General features: G+C 71.0%; 26 protein-coding genes. 16 read left to right on the top strand and 10 right to left on the bottom strand.

Features of this window, described 5'->3' with window-relative positions; translation table 11 throughout:
* Positions 1-3 precede the first annotated feature (3 nt).
* The 16 genes from rpmE to OIE51_RS08085 all read left to right on the top strand — a co-directional run bounded on the left by rpmE (position 4) and on the right by OIE51_RS08085 (position 13696).
* On the top strand, positions 4-228 hold the full coding sequence (gene rpmE, locus OIE51_RS08160) for a 50S ribosomal protein L31 (RefSeq protein WP_326596548.1): 225 nt from the start codon (positions 4-6) through the stop codon (positions 226-228).
* A gap of 126 nt (positions 229-354) precedes the next feature.
* Positions 355-1425 carry a peptide chain release factor 1 gene (gene prfA / locus OIE51_RS08155; RefSeq protein ID WP_326596547.1) on the top strand — a complete coding sequence of 357 codons (1071 nt, stop codon included), beginning with the start codon at positions 355-357 and terminating at the stop codon, positions 1423-1425.
* A gap of 16 nt (positions 1426-1441) precedes the next feature.
* Positions 1442-2320: a peptide chain release factor N(5)-glutamine methyltransferase gene (prmC, locus tag OIE51_RS08150; protein ID WP_326596545.1), complete on the top strand. Its 879-nt coding sequence runs from the start codon at positions 1442-1444 to the stop codon at positions 2318-2320.
* 16 nt (positions 2321-2336) lie between these two features.
* The gene (locus tag OIE51_RS08145) at positions 2337-2984 is read left to right on the top strand and encodes an L-threonylcarbamoyladenylate synthase (RefSeq protein ID WP_326596543.1); all 648 of its coding nucleotides are present in this window, start codon (positions 2337-2339) and stop codon (positions 2982-2984) included.
* An 11-nt stretch (positions 2985-2995) separates the two neighbouring features.
* On the top strand, positions 2996-3676 hold the full coding sequence (locus OIE51_RS08140) for an arsenate reductase/protein-tyrosine-phosphatase family protein (protein ID WP_326600546.1): 681 nt from the start codon (positions 2996-2998) through the stop codon (positions 3674-3676).
* Positions 3677-3799: 123 nt separating this feature from the next.
* Positions 3800-5167 (top strand): MraY family glycosyltransferase, encoded by a 1368-nt coding sequence (locus OIE51_RS08135; RefSeq protein ID WP_326596542.1) that lies wholly within the window; start codon positions 3800-3802, stop codon positions 5165-5167.
* A gap of 201 nt (positions 5168-5368) precedes the next feature.
* Positions 5369-5794, top strand: coding sequence for a hypothetical protein (locus OIE51_RS08130; protein WP_326596541.1), 426 nt, complete (start codon positions 5369-5371; stop codon positions 5792-5794).
* Between the two features lie 229 nt (positions 5795-6023).
* Entirely contained in the window at positions 6024-6851 is an 828-nt protein-coding gene (gene atpB, locus OIE51_RS08125; RefSeq protein WP_326596539.1) for a F0F1 ATP synthase subunit A, read from the top strand.
* A 90-nt stretch (positions 6852-6941) separates the two neighbouring features.
* Positions 6942-7166: an ATP synthase F0 subunit C gene (atpE, locus tag OIE51_RS08120; protein ID WP_326596538.1), complete on the top strand. Its 225-nt coding sequence runs from the start codon at positions 6942-6944 to the stop codon at positions 7164-7166.
* Positions 7167-7207: 41 nt separating this feature from the next.
* Positions 7208-7771, top strand: a complete 564-nt coding sequence (locus OIE51_RS08115) for a F0F1 ATP synthase subunit B (RefSeq protein WP_326596536.1) — start codon at positions 7208-7210, stop codon at positions 7769-7771.
* Positions 7768-8592, top strand: coding sequence for a F0F1 ATP synthase subunit delta (locus OIE51_RS08110; protein ID WP_326596534.1), 825 nt, complete (start codon positions 7768-7770; stop codon positions 8590-8592). Before OIE51_RS08115 ends, OIE51_RS08110 begins: the two co-directional genes overlap by 4 nt.
* A 119-nt stretch (positions 8593-8711) precedes the next feature.
* Positions 8712-10283, top strand: a complete 1572-nt coding sequence (atpA, locus tag OIE51_RS08105) for a F0F1 ATP synthase subunit alpha (protein WP_326596532.1) — start codon at positions 8712-8714, stop codon at positions 10281-10283.
* Between the two features lie 2 nt (positions 10284-10285).
* On the top strand, positions 10286-11215 hold the full coding sequence (locus OIE51_RS08100; RefSeq protein WP_326596530.1) for a F0F1 ATP synthase subunit gamma: 930 nt from the start codon (positions 10286-10288) through the stop codon (positions 11213-11215).
* Between the two features lie 2 nt (positions 11216-11217).
* Positions 11218-12672, top strand: a complete 1455-nt coding sequence (gene atpD, locus OIE51_RS08095) for a F0F1 ATP synthase subunit beta (RefSeq protein WP_326596529.1) — start codon at positions 11218-11220, stop codon at positions 12670-12672.
* A 115-nt stretch (positions 12673-12787) separates the two neighbouring features.
* Entirely contained in the window at positions 12788-13174 is a 387-nt protein-coding gene (locus tag OIE51_RS08090; RefSeq protein WP_326596527.1) for a F0F1 ATP synthase subunit epsilon, read from the top strand.
* Positions 13175-13246: 72 nt separating this feature from the next.
* Positions 13247-13696, top strand: a complete 450-nt coding sequence (locus tag OIE51_RS08085; protein ID WP_326596525.1) for a DUF2550 domain-containing protein — start codon at positions 13247-13249, stop codon at positions 13694-13696.
* 5 nt (positions 13697-13701) lie between these two features.
* Here OIE51_RS08085 and OIE51_RS08080 read toward each other — a convergent pair whose 3' ends face one another.
* From OIE51_RS08080 to OIE51_RS08035, 10 genes are read right to left on the bottom strand one after another with little or no spacing between them, the layout of a single operon-like run.
* The gene (locus OIE51_RS08080; RefSeq protein WP_442811882.1) at positions 13702-14010 is read right to left on the bottom strand and encodes a gas vesicle protein K; all 309 of its coding nucleotides are present in this window, start codon (positions 14008-14010) and stop codon (positions 13702-13704) included.
* Positions 14007-14237 (bottom strand): gas vesicle protein, encoded by a 231-nt coding sequence (locus OIE51_RS08075; protein ID WP_326596523.1) that lies wholly within the window; start codon positions 14235-14237, stop codon positions 14007-14009. The genes OIE51_RS08080 and OIE51_RS08075 overlap by 4 nt, the downstream gene beginning before the upstream one ends.
* Positions 14224-15108 (bottom strand): GvpL/GvpF family gas vesicle protein, encoded by an 885-nt coding sequence (locus OIE51_RS08070; RefSeq protein ID WP_326596522.1) that lies wholly within the window; start codon positions 15106-15108, stop codon positions 14224-14226. Before OIE51_RS08070 ends, OIE51_RS08075 begins: the two co-directional genes overlap by 14 nt.
* Positions 15105-15452, bottom strand: coding sequence for a gas vesicle protein (locus OIE51_RS08065; RefSeq protein ID WP_442811881.1), 348 nt, complete (start codon positions 15450-15452; stop codon positions 15105-15107). The genes OIE51_RS08070 and OIE51_RS08065 overlap by 4 nt, the downstream gene beginning before the upstream one ends.
* 2 nt (positions 15453-15454) lie before the next feature.
* The gene (locus OIE51_RS08060) at positions 15455-16396 is read right to left on the bottom strand and encodes an SRPBCC family protein (protein WP_326596521.1); all 942 of its coding nucleotides are present in this window, start codon (positions 16394-16396) and stop codon (positions 15455-15457) included.
* Positions 16397-16402: 6 nt separating this feature from the next.
* Positions 16403-17050, bottom strand: coding sequence for a hypothetical protein (locus OIE51_RS08055; RefSeq protein WP_326596519.1), 648 nt, complete (start codon positions 17048-17050; stop codon positions 16403-16405).
* A complete protein-coding gene (locus tag OIE51_RS08050) occupies positions 17047-17298 on the bottom strand; it encodes a gas vesicle protein GvpG (RefSeq protein ID WP_326596518.1) in 252 nt (83 codons plus the stop codon). The genes OIE51_RS08055 and OIE51_RS08050 overlap by 4 nt, the downstream gene beginning before the upstream one ends.
* Positions 17298-18053, bottom strand: coding sequence for a GvpL/GvpF family gas vesicle protein (locus OIE51_RS08045; protein ID WP_326596517.1), 756 nt, complete (start codon positions 18051-18053; stop codon positions 17298-17300). Before OIE51_RS08045 ends, OIE51_RS08050 begins: the two co-directional genes overlap by 1 nt.
* Positions 18054-18056: 3 nt before the next feature.
* Positions 18057-18527, bottom strand: coding sequence for a gas vesicle protein GvpJ (gene gvpJ / locus OIE51_RS08040; protein ID WP_326596516.1), 471 nt, complete (start codon positions 18525-18527; stop codon positions 18057-18059).
* A 36-nt stretch (positions 18528-18563) separates the two neighbouring features.
* On the bottom strand, positions 18564-18872 hold the full coding sequence (locus tag OIE51_RS08035) for a gas vesicle protein GvpO (protein WP_326596515.1): 309 nt from the start codon (positions 18870-18872) through the stop codon (positions 18564-18566).
* Between the last annotated feature and the right edge of the window lie 74 nt (positions 18873-18946).

Genomic DNA, 18946 nt, shown 5'->3' with positions numbered 1-18946 from the left:
ACCTTGAAGCGCGATATCCACCCGGAGTATGTCGAGACCCAGGTGAGCTGCACCTGTGGCGCGACGTTCACCACCCGTAGCACCGTCAGCGGGGGCAGCATCCGCGCCGACATGTGCTCCGAGTGCCACCCCTTCTACACCGGCAAGCAGAAGATCCTCGACACCGGTGGCCGCGTGGCCCGCTTCGAGGCGCGCTTCGGCAAGAACGCCGGGTCCGCCCGCAAGTAGCGACCCTGCCGGCGCCGGGCCCGGCCGCCCCTCACGGGAGCGGCCGGCTCGGCGCCTTTCGCGTCCCGCGCGCCCTGCCCGTCCGGTCCCCGAGTCCCATCCGAGTCCATCCCAGGAGCGCACACGATGTTCGAGGCGGTCGAGGATCTCATCGGCGAACACGCCGACCTCGAACGGCGGCTCGCGGACCCCGCGGTCCACGCCGATCAGGCCACCGCGCGCCGGTTCTCCAAGCGCTACGCCGAGCTGACGCCGATCATCACCGCTTACCGCTCCTGGCGGCGCTATGGCGACGACATCGAGACCGCTCGTGAACTGGCCCTGGAGGACCCGGAGTTCGGCGCCGAGGTGAAGGAGCTCCAGGCCCGCCGCGACGAGCTCACCGACGAGTTGCGGCTGCTGCTGGTCCCGCGCGACCCCAGCGACGACAAGGACGTCATCCTGGAGATCAAGGCGGGGGAGGGCGGCGACGAGTCGGCCCTCTTCGCCGGGGACCTGCTGCGGATGTATCTGCGGTACGCCGAACGGCGCGGCTGGCAGACCGAGCTCATCGACGCCAACGAGTCGGACCTCGGTGGCTACAAGGACGTCTCGGTGGCCGTCAAGACCCGCGGCACCGCGGCCCCCGGGCAGGGCGTGTGGGCCCGGCTGAAGTACGAGGGTGGCGTCCACCGCGTGCAACGGGTGCCCGCCACCGAGTCCCAGGGCCGCATCCACACCTCGGCGGCCGGCGTGCTGGTGCTCCCCGAGGCCGAGGACGTCGAGGTCGAGATCAACGCGGGCGACCTGCGGATCGACGTCTACCGCTCCTCGGGCCCCGGTGGCCAGTCGGTCAACACCACCGACTCCGCCGTCCGCATCACTCACCTGCCCACCGGCATCGTGGTCTCCTGCCAGAACGAGAAGAGCCAGCTCCAGAACAAGGAGCAGGCCCTGCGCATCCTGCGCGCCCGGCTGCTGGCCGCCGCGCGCGAGGAGGCGGACAGGGAGGCGTCCGACGCCCGGCGCAGCCAGGTGCGCACCGTGGACCGCTCCGAGCGCGTCCGCACGTACAACTTCCCGGAGAACCGCATCTCCGACCACCGCGTCGGGTTCAAGGCGTACAACCTGGACCAGGTGCTCGACGGAGAGCTCGACGCGGTCATCCAGGCGTGTGTGGACGCCGATTCGGCCGCCAAGCTCGCCGCGGCCCAATGAACGTAGGGTGGGCGACGTGACTGCAACATCCGGGTCCGGGGGTTCGGCCCGCTCCCTGCTGCTCGCCGAAGTGGCCCGTGCCACCCAGCGGCTGGCCGACGCCGGGGTGCCCTCACCGCGCTTCGACGCCGAGGAGCTGGCGGCCTTCGTGCACGGCACCGACCGCTCCAAGCTGCACACCGTGCCGGACGGGGACTTCGACGCCCGGTACTGGGAGGCCGTGGCCCGGCGCGAGGCGCGTGAGCCGCTTCAGCACATCACCGGGCGCGCGTTCTTCCGATTCCTCGAACTCCAGGTGGGGCCGGGCGTCTTCGTGCCGCGCCCGGAGACCGAGTCGGTGGTCGGCTGGGCGATAGACGCGGTCCGGGCGATGGACGTGGTCGAGCCGTTGATCGTGGATCTGTGCACCGGCTCCGGCGCCATCGCGCTGGCCCTCGCCCAGGAGGTGCCGCGCTCCCGGGTGCACGCGGTGGAGCTGGACGAGTCGGCCCTGGAGTGGGCCCGCAAGAACGCCGAGGGCAGCCGGGTCGTCCTGCACCACGGGGACGCCCGCACCGCCCTGCCCGAGCTGTCCGGCCAGGTCGACCTGGTGATCTCCAACCCGCCCTACATCCCGCTCACCGAGTGGGAGCACGTGGCGCCCGAGGCGCGCGACCACGATCCTCAACTGGCGCTGTTCTCCGGCGAGGACGGCCTGGAGATGATCCGCGGCCTGGAGCGCGCCGCGCACCGGCTGCTGCGGCCCGGTGGCATGGTGGTCGTGGAGCACGCCGACACCCAGGGCGGCCAGGTGCCGTGGATCTTCACCGAGGACCGCGGCTGGGCCGACGCCGCCGATCACCCGGACCTGAACAACCGGCCCCGATTCGCCACCGCCCGCCGCGTCGCGCGGTGAGAGGAGGACCATCACAATGGCACGGCGCTACGACTGCGCGGACGTGGTCGATCGCAAGCACGGTCTGCGGGAGGCGGCCTCCGCCGTCCGGCGCGGGGACCTCGTGGTCCTGCCCACCGACACCGTCTACGGCATCGGCGCGGACGCCTTCAACACCGGGGCCGTGGGCGACCTCCTCAAGGCCAAGGGCCGCGGCCGGGGCATGCCCTCGCCGGTGCTGATCGGCTCGCCCACCACCCTGCACGGCATCGTCACCGACTTCTCCGAGCGGGCCTGGCAGCTGGTGGACGCCTTCTGGCCCGGCGCGCTGACCCTCGTCGCCCGCCATCAGCCGTCCCTCACCTGGGACTTGGGGGAGACCCGCGGCACCGTCGCGGTGCGGATGCCGCTGCATCCGGTCGCCCTGGAGCTGCTCAAGGACGTCGGCCCGATGGCCGTCACGAGCGCCAACCTCACCGGCCACGCCCCGCCGCAGGACTGCGACGGCGCGCAGCGGATGCTGGGCGACTCGGTCTCCGTCTACCTCGACGGCGGCTCGACCCCGGACACCGTGCCGTCCTCCATCGTCGACGTCACCGGCCGGGTTCCGGTGCTGCTGCGCGCCGGGGCGGTGAGCGAGGAAGAGCTGCGCAAGGTCGTTCCCGATCTGGAGACCTCGCATTGAGGGCGCCCTCGCTGAGCACCGCGAACGTCGGCATACGGGCTCCCGAGCTGTCCGGCCGGCCGCGGCAGGACTTCCGGATCCTGCACGTCAGCACGGGGAACGTGTGCCGTTCCCCGATCACCGAGCGGCTCACCCGGCAGGCGCTGGCCGACCGCCTCGGTCCCGCCGCGCACGGCCTGGTGGTCGAGAGCGCGGGCACCTGGGGGCACGAGGGGGCGCCGATGGAGGCGCACGCCGCGGAGCTGCTGGCCGAGTACGGGGCGGACGCCGACGGCTTCCACGGCCGGGAGCTGCTCGACGAACACGTCATCGAGGCCGACCTCGTGCTGACCGCCACCCGCGATCACCGGGCGCAGGTCATCTCGATGGGGCACTCGGCCGGGCTGCGCACGTTCACGCTCAAGGAGTTCACCCGGCTGGTGCGGGCCATCGACACCGCCACGCTGCCGGTCGCGGAGTCGCCCGAGGAATTGGTCGAGCGCGCCCGCGCGCTGGCCCGTGCCGCCGCCGCGCTGCGCGGCTGGCTGCTGGCGCCCAACGCCGAGGCCGACGAGGTACAGGACCCGTACGGCGCGCCGCTGCCGTACTTCCGCAGCATCGGCGAGGAGATCCGGGACGCGCTCGACCCGGTCGTCACGGCGCTCACCGGGGTCCCGCCGCGTCCGGTGCGGGCCGGGCGGGCGCTCCTGTGAGGGGCTCCGGACGAGCTCCGGACCGGCGGGACGGCCGTGAAGTGGCCGCATCGAGTCCGCACAGGGGGGTCCGGGCATGAGAGGGTGTTGCGCGGTAGTCCTGCGAGACCACTGGGGCATTGTGTGCGCGAGTATCTGCTGACCCTCTGCGTCGCGGCGGCCGTCACCTATCTGCTGACCGGGCCGGTGCGGAAGTTCGCCATCGCGTGGGGAGCGATGCCGCCCATCAGAGCGCGTGACGTGCACCGCGAGCCCACGCCGAGACTGGGTGGCATCGCGATGTTCGGCGGGCTGTGCGCGGGGCTGCTGGTCGCCTCGCAGCTCACCAACGTGGGCGAGGTGTTCCGGCAGTCCGACGAGCCGCGCGCGCTGCTGTCCGGGGCGGTGCTGATCTGGGTGATCGGCGTGCTGGACGACAAGTACGGCGTGGACGCCCTGGTCAAGCTGGGCCTGCAGATGATCGCGGCCGGCGTGATGGTCCTGCAGGGCCTGACCATCCTGTGGTTGCCCGTCCCGACCTTCGGCATGATCGCGCTCACCCCTCTTCAGGGCACCCTGCTGACGGTCGCGATCGTGGTGATCACCATCAACGCGGTGAACTTCGTGGACGGCCTCGACGGTCTGGCGGCCGGCATGGTCGGCATCGCCGCGGCGGCGTTCTTCCTGTACGCCTACCGCATCTGGTACGGGTACGGCATCGAGGCCGCCGCCCCCGCCACCCTCTTCTCGGCCGTGCTGATGGGCATGTGCGTGGGCTTCCTGCCGCACAACCTGCACCCGGCGCGGATCTTCATGGGCGACTCCGGCTCGATGCTCCTCGGGCTGGTGCTGGCGGCCGGCGCGGTCTCCGTCACCGGCCAGGTGGACCCGGACGCCATGGCGCTGTTCTCCGGCTCCGAGCGCAGCGCGGTCATCGAGATGGTCCCGGTCTACATGCCGCTGATCCTGCCGCTGACGATCATCGCCGTGCCGTTCGTCGACCTGGTGATGGCGATCGTGCGCCGCACCTGGAACGGGCACTCGCCGTTCACCGCCGACCGGGGGCATCTCCACCACCGGCTGCTGGAGATCGGGCACTCGCAGAGCAGGGCCGTGCTGATCATGTACTTCTGGTCGGCGCTGATCGCCTTCGGCGCCGTGGCGTACTCGGTGCAGTCCGCCAACGCCGTGATCGTGCCGGTCGTGATGTCGCTCAGCGCCGTCGGGCTGGTGGTGCTGCTGATGCCGCGCTTCACCCCGCGCGTGCCCCGGTGGGCGCAGCGCGTGGTGCCGCCCCGCTACCGGGACCGGCGGCGGTCGGCCGCCGGTGCCGCCGGGTCCGCGTCGCCGACGGCCCAGGCCGGGGAGACGGACGGCGGGCGGCCCGTGGCTGATGGCGTGGCCGACGAGGCGGGGGGCGCCGGTCCTTCGCTGTCGGGGCTGCACGGCGCGACGGCGGTGGGCGACCGCCAGCGGTTCGCGCTGCGCCGGAAGATCGACAGCCGCTCATAACACAGAGGCGCCGCTGTGTCAGCTATGCAACGCGCGAAATACCTCTCACGTGTGAGGTCATCCACACTAACTGAGTAAAGACCTCATCAAATACTTTGTGATAGCGTTCACGAGACGTCCCGGAACCCTACCCACGTTCCAGCACGTCAGCACCGCTCGTCAAAGACGACAGTCCCCGAAGCCCGCCGGAGAAGCACTTCGATGCAGTCCAACGACGCCCGGATCATCCGCGGCGCCGCGATCCCCACTGCCGCGGTAGGTGCGGTCGCCATCGCCATCGGCGCCGTGGTCGCAGGGGTGGACGGTGCGAGCGGTGTCGCGCTCGGCGTGCTCGTCGCCGCCGGATTCTTCGCCATCGGCCTGCTGGCCCTCGCGGTCGTGGGAAAGCGCTGGCCCGACCTGTTCTTCGGCGCCGCCTTCCTGATCTACACCACGCAGATGGGCCTGCTGGTCCTCCTGCTCCTGCTGCTGCGCGACGCCTCGTTCCTCCACGGACGGGCCTTCGCCGCCGGGGTGCTGGTGGGCACGGCCACCTGGCTCGCGGGCCAGGTCAGGGTCCACATGACCCTCAAGGTGCTTTATGTGGAGCCGGAGTCCAGCTCCGCGTCCGCCGGCGGCCGGCCATGACCCCGGGCCCACGGGCACGGGGTCAGCGAAAAGCGGGAGTTCGCGGACTGCTATCGTCCGTCGCCAGAAGTTCAGGTCGCGGTGTCCGTCGAGGCGCCGGTGACGCGCAGGCCGTGCGGGACGGCCGTGCGAGCGCAGACCCCGGTTCTTCCTCCCGCCCCATCCAGTCCAGTGCCGCTCCGTGGTCCGTCACCACGCCGACACATCGAGGTAGCCGTATCCATGCGCCATGCCGAGGGAGCTCGCGGTGAGTAACGACCAGGTGCTCGCCTTCGAGACCGACTGCCATCTGTTCAAGGACTGCGCCTTCCACGCGCCGTCCGTCTGGTCGTTCGTCTTCGACCCGATCTTCAGCATCGGGTCCTTCGAGTTCAACAAGGCGATGCTGCTGGTGCTGCTCAGCACCGTGCTGGTCGTCGGCTTCTTCTGGACGGCGTTCTCCAAGCCCAAGGTCGTGCCCGGGAAGTTCCAGCTCCTCGCCGAGGTGTTCTACGACTTCGTGCGCAACGGGATCGCGCGGGAAGTGATCGGCAAGAAGGCCGAGCCCTATGTGCCGCTGCTGGTCTCGCTGTTCTTCTTCATCTGGATGATGAACCTCTGGGCGATCATCCCCTTCGCGCAGTTCCCGGCGACCTCGATCTTCGCCTACCCGGTGGCGCTCGCCCTGATCGTCTGGGTGACGTACATGACCCTGACGTTCAAGACGAACGGCTTCGTCGGCGGCCTGCGGAACCTGTGTGTGCCCAGCGGACTGCCCAAGGGGATCTACGTGATCCTCACGCCCCTGGAGTTCCTGTCCAACGTCATCGTCCGGCCGTTCACGCTGGCCGTGCGACTCTTCGCGAACATGTTCGCGGGCCACCTGCTGCTCCTGGTGTTCATCATCGGCACCTGGTACACGCTGGGCACCGTCGTCGGCACCGCCTACTCGGTGACCTCGATGTTCCTGACGATCCTGCTCACCGCCTTCGAGATCTTCATCCAGGCGCTCCAGGCATACGTCTTCACCGTGCTGACCGCCACCTACATCTCCCAGGCGCTGGAAGAAGCGCACTGAGAGACGGCCGACCGCGGCCACCCCTCGACCGCACCACCCCCGGCGGACATTCCCCCCGCCGGTTCACAACAGAGAAGGATGACAACGGACATGTCCGCAACTCTCGCCGCGATTGAAGGAAGCATCAACACCGTCGGTTTCGGCGTCGCGGCCGTTGGCCCCGGTGTCGGCATCGGCATCATCTTCGGTAACGGCGTCCAGGCCATCGCCCGTCAGCCCGAGGCCGCCGGTCTCATCCGGCAGAACATGCTCCTCGGCTTCGCCGTCGTCGAGGCCCTGGCCCTCATGGGCTTCGTGCTCGCGTTCGCGATCTGAGCCTCGCGCCCGAAGCCCTTACCGATGAAAGGTCCGCCATCATGATTTTCCTGGCTGAGGAAGAGCCGCAGAGCCCCCTCCTGCCGGTGGTTCCCGAGATCATCATCGGCCTGATCTGCTTCGGTGTCGTCTTCTTCGTCTTCTACAAGAAGCTCCTTCCCGCCATCAACAAGGCGCTCGACGAGCGGCGTGAGGCGATCGAAGGCGGTATGGAGAAGGCCGAGGCGGCGCAGGCCGAGGCCCGGCAGACGCTGGAGAGCTACAAGGAGCAGCTCGCCGAGGCCCGTCACGAGGCGGCCCGGATGCGTCAGGACGCGCAGGAGCAGGGCGCCGCGCTCATCGCCGAGATGCGCGCGGAGGGTCAGCGGCAGCGTGAGGAGATCATCGCCGCCGGCCACGCCCAGATCGCGGCCGACCGCAAGCAGGCCGCCGAGCTGCTGCGCCAGGACGTCGGCAGGCTCGCCATCGATCTGGCCGGGCGGCTGGTCGGGGAGTCCCTGGAGGATCACGCCCGGCAGAGCCGCACCATCGACCGCTTCCTCGATGACCTGGAGCAGCAGGCCACCGTCACGGTGCCGTCCCAGTCCGAGGCGGGCAGCCGATGATGGGAGCGAGCCGGGAGGCGCTGGACGCGGCGCGGGAGCGTCTCGTCGCGCTGACGGACAACACCGGCGTCGACGCGGCGGCCCTCGCCACGGACCTCGCCGCCGTCACCGGTCTGCTCGACCGCGAGACCTCGCTGCGCCGGGTCCTGACCGACCCGGCGCAAGCCGGGGAGCGCAAGGCCGAGCTGGTCCGGCGGCTGCTGACCGGCCAGGTCGGCGGGGAGGCCGTCGATCTGGTCTCCGGCACGGTCCGCTCCCGGTGGTCCTCCTCCCGCGGCCTGGTGGACGCGATCGAGGAGCTGGCCGACACGGCCGACCTGATCGCGGCTGAGCGGGCCGGCGTGCTGGACTCGGTGGAGGACGAGCTGTTCCGGTTCGGCCGTGTCGTGTCCACGTCGCCCGAACTGCGGGCGGCGCTCAGCGTCAAGGACGACAGCCCCGCCGCGGTCTCCGCCAAGGCCGGGCTGGTCCGCGAGCTGCTGAGCGGCCGGGTGCAGGCGGTCACCGAGCGGCTCGTCATCCGACTGGTGGAACGGCCGCGGGGACGTAGCCTGGATGCGGGGCTCAACGCGCTCAGCACCATGGCCGCGGCCCGGCGCAACCGCTCGGTCGCCGTCGTCACCTCGGCGGTGCCGCTCGACGATCGGCAGCGGCAGCGGCTGGGCGACGCCCTCGCGCGGCTGTACGGCCGCCCGGTTCAGCTGAATCTGGATGTCGACCCGGCGGTCGTCGGCGGGATCTCGGTCCGTATCGGTGACGAGGTCATCCACGGCACCGTCGCCGACCGCCTGGACGAGGTCAACCGGCGGATGGCGGGCTGACGGCGCCGGCGGCGCGACCAACTCAAGACGCGATCACCACAAGATCGAAGGAAAAGCGGCCCGAGTTGGGCCGTATGTGGACGTACTTACGGGCCCAACAAGGAGAGCAGGGAACCCAGATGGCGGAGCTCACGATCCGGCCGGATGAGATCCGGGACGCGCTGGAGAATTTCGTCCAGTCGTACACGCCGGACGCGGCCTCGCGGGAAGAGGTCGGGACGGTCAGCGTTGCCGGTGACGGCATCGCGAAGGTCGAGGGGCTGCCCTCGGCCATGGCGAACGAGCTGCTGAAGTTCGAGGACGGCACCCTCGGCCTCGCCCTCAACCTTGAGGAGCGGGAGATCGGCGTCGTCGTTCTCGGTGAGTTCAGCGGCATCGAGGAGGGACAGCCGGTGCGCCGCACCGGAGAGGTCCTGTCCGTCGGTGTCGGCGAGGGCTACCTCGGCCGGGTCGTGGACCCGCTGGGCAACCCGATCGACGGCCTCGGCGAGATCGAGACCACGGGCCGCCGCGCCCTGGAGCTGCAGGCCCCCTCGGTCATGCAGCGCAAGTCGGTGCACGAGCCCATGGAGACCGGCTACAAGGCCGTCGACACCATGACCCCGATCGGCCGCGGCCAGCGCCAGCTCATCATCGGCGACCGGCAGACCGGCAAGACCGCCCTCGCGGTGGACACGATCATCAACCAGCGCGACAACTGGCGTTCCGGCGACCCGAGCAAGCAGGTCCGCTGCATCTACGTGGCGATCGGCCAGAAGGGCTCGACCATCGCGTCCGTGCGCGGCGCGCTGGAGGAGGCGGGCGCCCTGGAGTACACCACGATCGTGGCGGCTCCGGCGTCCGACCCGGCCGGTTTCAAGTACATCGCGCCCTACACCGGCTCGGCCATCGGCCAGCACTGGATGTATGACGGCAAGCACGTGCTGATCGTCTTCGACGACCTGTCGAAGCAGGCCGACGCCTACCGCGCCGTCTCTCTCCTGCTGCGCCGCCCGCCGGGCCGTGAGGCGTACCCGGGCGACGTCTTCTACCTGCACTCCCGGCTGCTGGAGCGCTGCGCGAAGCTGTCCGACGAGATGGGCGCCGGCTCCATGACGGGCCTGCCGATCGTGGAGACCAAGGCCAACGACGTGTCGGCGTTCATCCCGACCAACGTCATCTCCATCACCGACGGCCAGTGCTTCCTGGAGTCCGACCTGTTCAACGCGGGCCAGCGCCCGGCGCTGAACGTCGGCATCTCCGTCTCCCGCGTCGGCGGCTCCGCCCAGCACAAGGCGATCCGGCAGATCACCGGCTCGCTGCGGGTGGACCTCGCCCAGTACCGTGAGCTGGAGGCGTTCGCCGCCTTCGGTTCCGACCTGGACGCGGCGTCCAAGTCCGCCCTGGCCCGGGGCCAGCGGATGGTGGAGCTGCTCAAGCAGGAGCAGTACAGCCCGTACTCGACGGAGAACCAGGTGGTCTCCATCTGGTCCGGCACCAACGGCCTGATGGACGACATCCCCGTGCCGGACATCCGCCGCTTCGAGCGCGAGCTGCTCGACTACCTGGGCCGTGAGCACAAGGACCTGATGACGTCCATCCGCGAGGGCGGCAAGCTGTCGGACGACACCGTCCAGGCCATCGGCTCCGCGGTCAACAAGTTCAAGCAGCAGTTCGAGACCTCGGACGGCAAGCTGCTGGGCGAGGACTGATCATGGGCTCCCAGCTTCGGGTCTACAAGCGCCGGATCAAGACCGTCAGCGCGACCAAGAAGATCACGCGGGCGATGGAGATGATCGCCGCCTCGCGCATCGTCAAGGCGCAGCGCAAGGTGGCGGCCTCCAAGCCGTACGCGGACGAGCTGACCGCCGCCGTCACGGCGGTGGCGAACGGCTCGACCGTCAAGCACCCGCTCACCACCGAGGCGGAGCGTCCCCGGCGGGCCGCGGTGCTGCTGATCACCAGCGACCGCGGACTGGCCGGCGGGTACTCGAGCAACGCCATCAAGGCCGGGGAGCGCCTGACCGACGAGCTGGTCGCGCGGGATCTTGAGGTCGACACCTACATCGTCGGCCGCAAGGGTGTGGGGTACTACGCCTTCCGCGAGCGGGCCACGACCCAGTCGTGGACCGGCTTCACCGACAGCCCGACGTACGCCGACGCCAAGGAGGTGGCGGCGCCGCTGATCGAGGCCATGCAGCGGGACACCGACGAGGGCGGCGTGGATGAGCTGCACATCGTCTACACCGAGTTCGTGTCGATGATGACGCAGACGCCCGTGGGGCGCCGGCTGCTGCCGCTGAGTCTGGCGGAGGTGGCGGAGGAGTCCGCGGAGTCCCCCGCCAGGGCCACGGACCCGAAGGCGCTCTACGACTTCGAGCCGTCGGCCGAAGAGGTCCTCGACGCGCTGATGCCGCGCTATGTGGAGAGCCGTATCTACAACGCGCTCCTCCAGGCGGCGGCCTCCAAGCACGCGGCCACCCGGCGGGCCATGAAGTCGGCGACGGACAACGCGGAAGACCTCATCAGGTCGTTCACGCGGCTCGCCAACGCGGCCCGCCAGGCCGAAATCACCCAGGAAATCACCGAGATCGTCGGTGGCGCGAGCGCCTTGGCCGACGCGACCGCGGGAAGTGAACGCTAATCATGACCACTGCTGCTGAGGCCCCCACCGAGCGGGCCGTGGCGACGGGCCGTGTGGCGCGAGTCATCGGCCCGGTCGTCGACGTGGAGTTCCCCGTCGACACCATGCCGGAGATCTACAACGCCCTGACCGTCCAGATCGCCGACCCGGCGAACGCCGGCGAGAGCAAGACGCTGACCCTGGAGGTCGCGCAGCACCTGGGCGAGGGCCTGGTGCGCACGATCGCCCTGGAGCCGAACGACGGCCTGGTGCGCCAGTCGCCGGTCACCGACACCGGCGCCGGCATCACCGTGCCGGTCGGCGACGTGACCAAGGGCCGGGTGTTCAACACCCTGGGCCGCATCCTGAACGAGCCCGAGGCCGAGTCGGAGATCACCGACCGGTGGGAGATTCACCGCAAGGCCCCCGCGTTCGACCAGCTTGAGTCGAAGACCGAGATGTTCGAGACCGGTCTGAAGGTCATCGACCTGCTCACCCCGTACGTCAAGGGCGGCAAGATCGGCCTGTTCGGCGGCGCGGGCGTGGGCAAGACCGTGCTCATCCAGGAGATGATCATGCGTGTGGCGAAGCTGCACGAGGGCGTCTCCGTCTTCGCCGGCGTCGGCGAGCGCACCCGTGAGGGCAACGACCTGATCGCGGAGATGGACGAGTCCGGTGTACTGCCGCAGACCGCGCTCGTCTTCGGTCAGATGGACGAGCCGCCGGGCACCCGGCTGCGGGTCGCGCTGGCCGGTCTGACCATGGCGGAGTACTTCCGCGATGTGCAGAAGCAGGACGTGCTGTTCTTCATCGACAACATCTTCCGCTTCACCCAGGCCGGTTCCGAGGTCTCCACGCTGCTGGGCCGCATGCCCTCGGCCGTGGGGTACCAGCCGAACCTGGCGGACGAGATGGGCGTGCTCCAGGAACGCATCACCTCGACGCGCGGTCACTCGATCACCTCGATGCAGGCGATCTACGTGCCCGCCGACGACCTGACCGACCCGGCGCCCGCCACCACGTTCGCCCACCTGGACGCCACCACGGTGCTCTCCCGGCCGATCTCCGAGAAGGGCATCTACCCGGCGGTGGACCCGCTGGACTCCACCTCGCGGATCCTGGACCCGCGGTATGTCTCGCAGGACCACTACGAGTGCGCCTCGCGCGTCAAGGGGATCCTGCAGAAGTACAAGGACCTCCAGGACATCATCGCGATTCTGGGCATGGACGAGCTGAGCGAGGAGGACAAGCTCACCGTTCAGCGCGCCCGCCGTATCGAGCGCTTCCTGTCGCAGAACACCCACGCGGCGAAGCAGTTCACCGGTCTGGACGGCTCGGACGTGCCGCTGGACGAGTCGATCTCCGCGTTCAACTCGATCGCCGACGGTGAGTTCGATCACTTCCCGGAGCAGGCGTTCTTCATGTGCGGTGGCCTCGACGACCTGAAGGCCAAGGCCAAGAAGCTGGGCGTTTCCTGACGCACGGGCGCGGATACCCGGTCCGGGGCGGGGTGGATGCTTACCCCGCCCCTCGGGTAACCGCGCGCGCCAATTATTCTTCTGCAAGCCAGATATCCAGGGATGAGGAGCCATCGTGGCTGAGCTGCACGTCGAGTTGGTCGCCGCCGACCGCCAGGTATGGTCCGGCGAGGCCAGTCTGGTCGTCGCGCGCATCACCTCCGGCGACATCGGCATCATGCCGGGGCACCAGCCGCTGCTCGGCGTTCTCCGCGAAGGCCCGGTGACCATCCGCACGACGGGTGAGACCGGCGAGGGCACGGTCGTGGCCGCGGTGCATGGCGGTTTCCTTTCGTACACGGACGGTAAGCTGTCGCTGCTCGCCGAGATCGCCGAGCTGTCGGAGGAGATCGACGTCCAGCGGGCCGAGCGGGCCTTGGAGCAGGCGCGGGCCGACGCGGACGCGGCGGCCGAGCGGCGTGCGGATGTCCGTCTGCGGGCCGTGGCGGCGTCGGGGCGCTGACGCCCGCCAGACGCGCGAGGGATTCGGCACCGGGCACGAGAGCACACCACGAAGGCGAGGAGGTCGGTCAAGATGGTCCTCGCCTTGCTTGTGGCGGTCGGCGTGGTGCTTCTGCTCGTCGTCGTCGGCCTGTTCGGCTTCGGCGCCCGGCGGCGGCTGATCCAGCGCTCGGGCGGCACGTTCGACTGCAGCGCCCGGTTCGTTCCGCCCCGGGCCGGCCAGTCGTCCGGTAAGGGCTGGCTCTACGGCGTCGCCCGGTACAACGGGGACAACGTCGAGTGGTTCCGCGTCTTCTCCTACGCGCCGCGCCCGCGGCGGACTTTGCAGCGCGACCGCATCCAGGTGCGGGAGCGGCGGCATCCGCAGGGCGACGAGGAGCTGGCGCTGCTGCCGGGCGCGATGGTGCTGAGCTGTCGGCACAACGGCTTCGACGTGGAGCTGGCGATGAGCGAGGACGCGCTGACCGGCTTCCTGGCCTGGCTGGAGGCGGCCCCGCCCGGCCAGCGGGTGAACGTCGCCTGAGCCCGCTAGTCGCGGGGCAGCAGTGAACCGAGCGGACCGAGATCGAGGTTGAGGTCTTCCGGCCGCAGCCCGAAGGACTCCCGCAGCTCGTCCATGCGCTGGTCGAGCAGCATCAGCGTGGTGCCCATCCGTTCGATCTGGCCGTCGGTCAGCTCGCCGGAGTCGGCGCGGCGCAGGGCCTGGCGCTCCATGAGCTGCCGCAGCAGCTCCACCACGGTCAGCACCAGCGCGGCCAGGTCCCGGCCGACCGTCTCCGGCGCGATGTCCAGCGCGCGGCCTCCGCTCCGTCCGGGGACGATGCCACCGCCGGTCACAGCGGGCCGCCGTCCGCCCAGGGCGAGGGCACACGGTCGTTGACCGAGGAGATCAGCGCCTGGAGCGAGACCCGGATCAGCGGCACCTCGGCGATGGCGATGACCAGATCGCCGCTGATCACGACGCCCGCGGCCAGGACGCGGTCGAGCAGGTCCACCAGGGGGACGCCGAGCGGTCCGTAGGGGCCGTCCTCGCCCGTCCAGGGCACCGGGTCAGCGGTCGCCATCGTCACCGGCCTCGGTCTCCGCGCCGCCCGTGAAGGAGTACGGCGCCCAGGGGCCGGTCAGCTCGATCGTCAGCCGGTCGCCGATGTCCGGGTCCCGACGCAGTGTCTCGACGGCCGCCGCCAGCTCGGCGGCGCGCGAAGCGTCCACCAGGTAGGCGGCGTTGAGCACCTGGCGGTGCCGCTCGCCGGTCACCCCGGGGCCGTGCGCGCGCAGCCGGCGGGCGGCGGCGGAGAGGCCGCTGAGGGTGGTGTGCACCCACTCGGCGGCGCGCAGCGCGGCCTCGCGCCGCTCCTCGCCGGCCTGGCGACGGGTGCGCAGCCGGTCCAGATACGCCCGGCCGGTGACGGCGGTGTCCGGGGGAGCGGCCTTGGCAGTGGCAGTGGCAGTGGCAGTGGCCGGGGCGGGGGCCGGGGCGGGGGCGGCGGGTGGCTCGTCGGGTGCCGCGGCGACGGACACCTTGACGCCCCACTCGGCCCGTCCCTCGATCCGGTCCAGGACGGCGCGCAGCCGCGGCTCGTCCCGCACGAGCGCGGCGCGGGCCCGGTCCTCGTCCAGGTAGAGCGTCGCCAGGGGCAGCGGAACGGCGGGGCCGGTGGCCGCGGCGGCGGCGACCACCTCGTGGTGGGCGCGCGCGCAGCGTTCGAGGGCGTCCCGGTCGGAGAACCGCTCGCGCAGGGCCGCCTCGGAGAACTCGTCGGCCGGCACGTCCTGGATCACGGCGGCCAGCGTGCCGACGGTGACCGTGCGGACCGGGCCGCCGCCCGCGTGGCCGGTGACCGGGGGCAGGGCGGGCTCCCGGCCGGTGGCCCGGCGGACGGCGAAGACACAGATGGCGATGGACGTGCGCGGGGCGGCGGCCTGCGTCGTCATGCGGGATCGGGCTCCTTCCGGTCCAGGGCCCACTCCAGCGCCGCCAGGCGCTCGCGCAGCCGCGTGTTCTCGTCGGCCAGCTCGTCGTGGGCGGCGCGGGTGGAGAGGGACGGCTCCGTCTCCCACCAGTTGATGCCGGCCCGCTTGGCGGTGTCGACGGAGGAGATGAACAGCCGCAGCCTGATGGTCAGCAGCTCGATGTCGAGCAGGTCGATCTTGATGTCGCCCGCGATGACGATGCCCTTGTCGAGGATGCGTTCGAGGATGTCGGCGAGGTTGGCGGTGCGCGGCGGGTACGGCTCCAGCGGCTCGTACGCCTCCAGCGGCTTGGCGGTCCGGGTCACCGTCAGTCCTCTTCCTCGTCGTCGAAGTCCTCGTCGTCCTCGTGCTCGTCGTCGTGGCCTGCCTGCTCGCCGTTCTCGCCGTTCTCGCCGCTCTCGTCGTGCTCGGCGCTCATGGCGTCCTCGTGGCTGCGGACCACCTCGCCGTCGCGGATCTCGCCGCGCCAGCCCTCGGGCACCTCGTCGGCCTCCAGCGTCACATGGCGCTGGAAGTGCTTCAGGTCCAGCCGCAGGCGGCGGCCCTGGGCGCGCCAGAGGTTGGCCGTCTTCTCGAAGAAGCCCGACGGGTAGTACTCGACGACCACGACGATCCTGGTCAGGGTGGGCGTGATCTCGTGGAAGGTGACCACGCCGCGCGTGCTGGCCTGGGCGCCCTCCGACGTCCACTCGATGCGTTCGTCGGGGATCTGCTCCTCCACGGTGGCGTGCCAGCCGCGGCTGGAGGGACCGATCTTCAGCTTCCAGTCGCTGGTGGTCTCGTCCGGCCGCTGGACGCCCTGCACGCCCTTCATGAAGTCGCCGAACTTCTCGAACTCGGTCCAGTGGTTGTAGCAGGCGCGCAGCGGCATGCCGATGTCGATGGTCTCGATGACGTTCGTGACCTTGGTGCCGCCGCCCTTGCCCTTCTTGTCGTCCTCCTTCTTGCCGCCGCCGACGGCCTTCTTGACCGTGCCGGCCGTCTTGTCCTTGACTCCCTTGGCGCCTTCCTTGATCACCGAGGTGGCGGGTGACTCGCCGTGCAGGACGCGGGCGCCCACCTTGGGCAGGGCCCCGGCGCCGCCGGGGACGGCCGAACCCAGCTTCTCGGTGAGGTCCGTGACCCGCTCGCCCGCCGTGTCGGCGAGCCGCTGCACCTGGGCGCCGAGGAAGCCGACGAGCTCGTGGCGGAGCCGCTCGACGCTCTCGGAGAGACCGTCGTGCGAGTCGGTCTGCGTGGGCTTGGGCATCTCCTGCTACCTCCGGCTCTCGGGGCGGGCGGCGGTGGCCCGTGCCGTCTTCTTCTTGGGACCGGGGCGCTTGTCCTGGGCGGACTTCCGGGGGCGCGGCCTGGCCGCCTGCTCGTGCGCGCGCTCCTCCTCGGGGTCGTGCGTCCGGTGCCGCTCCCGCCTGCGCCGGTGTGCGGGGGCGGGCTCCTGCTTCTCGTCGTCCGCGTGCTCGTCCTCGTGCTCGTCCGCGTGCTCGTCCTCGTGCTCCGCGTGCTCGTCGTGCTCGTCGTGCTCTTCCCGCTCGTCGTGCTCGTCGTGCTCGTCGCGGGCCCGGTCCTCGTCGTCCGGGTGCTCCTCGTCGTCTCCCGGCTTGCCGCCGTCGAGGGCCTGGCTGCGCTGGTGCAGCGCCTCGGCCAGCGCCTCGATGCGGCTGCCGGCCGCCGTGGAGGCCGCCGTCCGGCCGGCGGTCAGCAGGTCGCCGCCGAGCTGCGAGAACTGGGGGTGGTCGCGCAGCTTGCGGATGCTCTCGCCCGCGATGTCCTTGGGATTGAGCTTGAATCTCCGGCCGACGACATAGGAGGCGAGGGCGAAGGCCAGCTTGGCCTTGCGGGTCCTGCCCATGAGATAGCCACTCGCGATCCCGGCCGCGAGCGCCGCCTTGGTGCTTTCGTTCATCGCAAACCCTCCGGGGTGCCCGTCTCGCGCTCCCGCAGCAGGAGCAGCAGGCGCTCTTCCTCTTCCTCGAAATCGGCCAGGCCGATCTCGCCCGCGTCCAGGGCGCGGTGCAAATCGCCGAGGCGTGCCATGAGCGGTGCCGGGTCGCGCACCTCCTCCTCGGCCGCCTCCGCGATCCGGTCGGCCACCCAGCCGATGCCGCGCACGGGCGCGAGCGGCAGCAGGAGCAGCCCCGACAGCAGGCCCATCAGGATCGCCTCGCCGCGACGGGTGGCTCGGGGCGGGCCGCGGGGACGAAGCTGAAGCAGGGCAGCGGGCCGGTCAGCCGCAGCTCGGCGCGGCGCCCGAGGCCCGCCGCGCAGTCCGCGACGGCCGTGCGGAAGCGGTCGATCCGGGTCCGGGCGACGAGGAACGAGACGTTGGCGACGCAGCCCGCCACGTCGGGACCCTCGGCGGCGGCCTCGGCGAGCGGTGCCAGGTCGCTGACGGTGCGGGCCGCCGCCTGGGCCGCACGGCGGTGCAGACCGGCGGCGATCGCCTCGCCCAGCCGGACGCTGGTCTCGTATCCGGGGCGCGACCGGGAGGCGGCGTGCAGGCGGCTCACCGCCGGGTCAGCGCGGACCAGGTCGGGGAGCGCGTCCTCGACCGGGAAAACCTTCAGGTTCATCTCCAGCCGGCCGTCCAGTCGGGCCAGGGTCGCCGCGTACTCGGCCTCGCGGGCGACGAGCTGGTCGACCACGGCGGCCTCGTCGGGGGAGACCACGCCGAAGCGCATGGGCAGGACCGGGCCGGTCTCGGCCATGGTGAGCAGGGTCTCCTGATGGGCCAGCAGGTCGCGCCGCCGGGCGAGCAGGCTCTCGGGGGCCTCGCTGACCACGGCGGCCAGCGTCTCGGTGCGCACGGTCCGGACGCGGGCCGGCGGGGAGCCGACTCCCCGACAGGCGGGTGAGAGCCCGTGATCGGCGCGGATGATGCCATAGACGTACACGCCTCGTTCGTCCACCGCTCAGTCCTCCTCTCCGCGATGGCGACGGGCCTTGCCGCCGCCGTGCTTCTTGGAGCGCCCGGCCCCGGCCGGCACCGGCTCCTCCTCGGTGTGGTGCTCGTCCTCGTCGTCGTCCTCACCGACGAGGGCCTCCTTGGCCGCGTGGCCGGCGCCCTTCGCCGCCTTGCTCAGGCCCTTGCGGCCCAGGCCGGAGACGGCTCCGCCGCCGCCGAACAGCTCGGGGACCGTGCGGCTGCGGGTGTCGGCCTCCAGATCGATCCGGTTGCATGCCTCGGCGAAGCGGAGATAGGTGTCGACGCTGGCGATGACGACGCGGACATCGATCTTCAGGATCTCGATGCCGACCAACGAGACGCGCAGGAAGACATCGATGACCATGCCGCGGTCGAGGATGATGTCGATGACGTCGTAGAGGGTGCCGGTGCGGGGCACGCACGCGACATCGTCGCGGTAGGTGGTGGTCACGGTCATGCGGGTGCCTCCTGGGCGGGCCGACGGGCGCCGGGCTCAGCAGTCGTCGGTGGCGGAGCGCCGGTAGCGGCGCACTCTGCGGTAGTTGAGGAGCCGTCCTTCCGAGTCGAGCTCGACCTGGTAGGTGGCGAGCAGGCTGGTTGTATCGGGGATGCGGGGCACTTCCAGGACATCGACGTCGACGCGCCAGCCGTCCTCTTCCCGGCAGACCGCGGACACCCCGTCGACGGGGTGGCCCGTCAGCTTTTCCAGGCGGCGGCTCGCGCGGCGTGCCGCGCCGACTGGGCCTCGCACCGGGGCGTTGCGGTCCGGGCCGGATCGGCGCCGGTCAGGGTGATCTGCCATGGCCTCAGTCTGGGCACGACCGGCCCGCCGACGCCCCCGCTGATGGGCTGACCGGGGGACGGCGCTTCCGCGGG

Source organism: Streptomyces sp. NBC_01803, from assembly GCF_035917415.1.
Lineage (GTDB): Bacteria > Actinomycetota > Actinomycetes > Streptomycetales > Streptomycetaceae > Streptomyces.
Note: the sequence above shows the minus strand (reverse complement) of the source record. Positions and strands in the feature narration are given on the sequence as shown.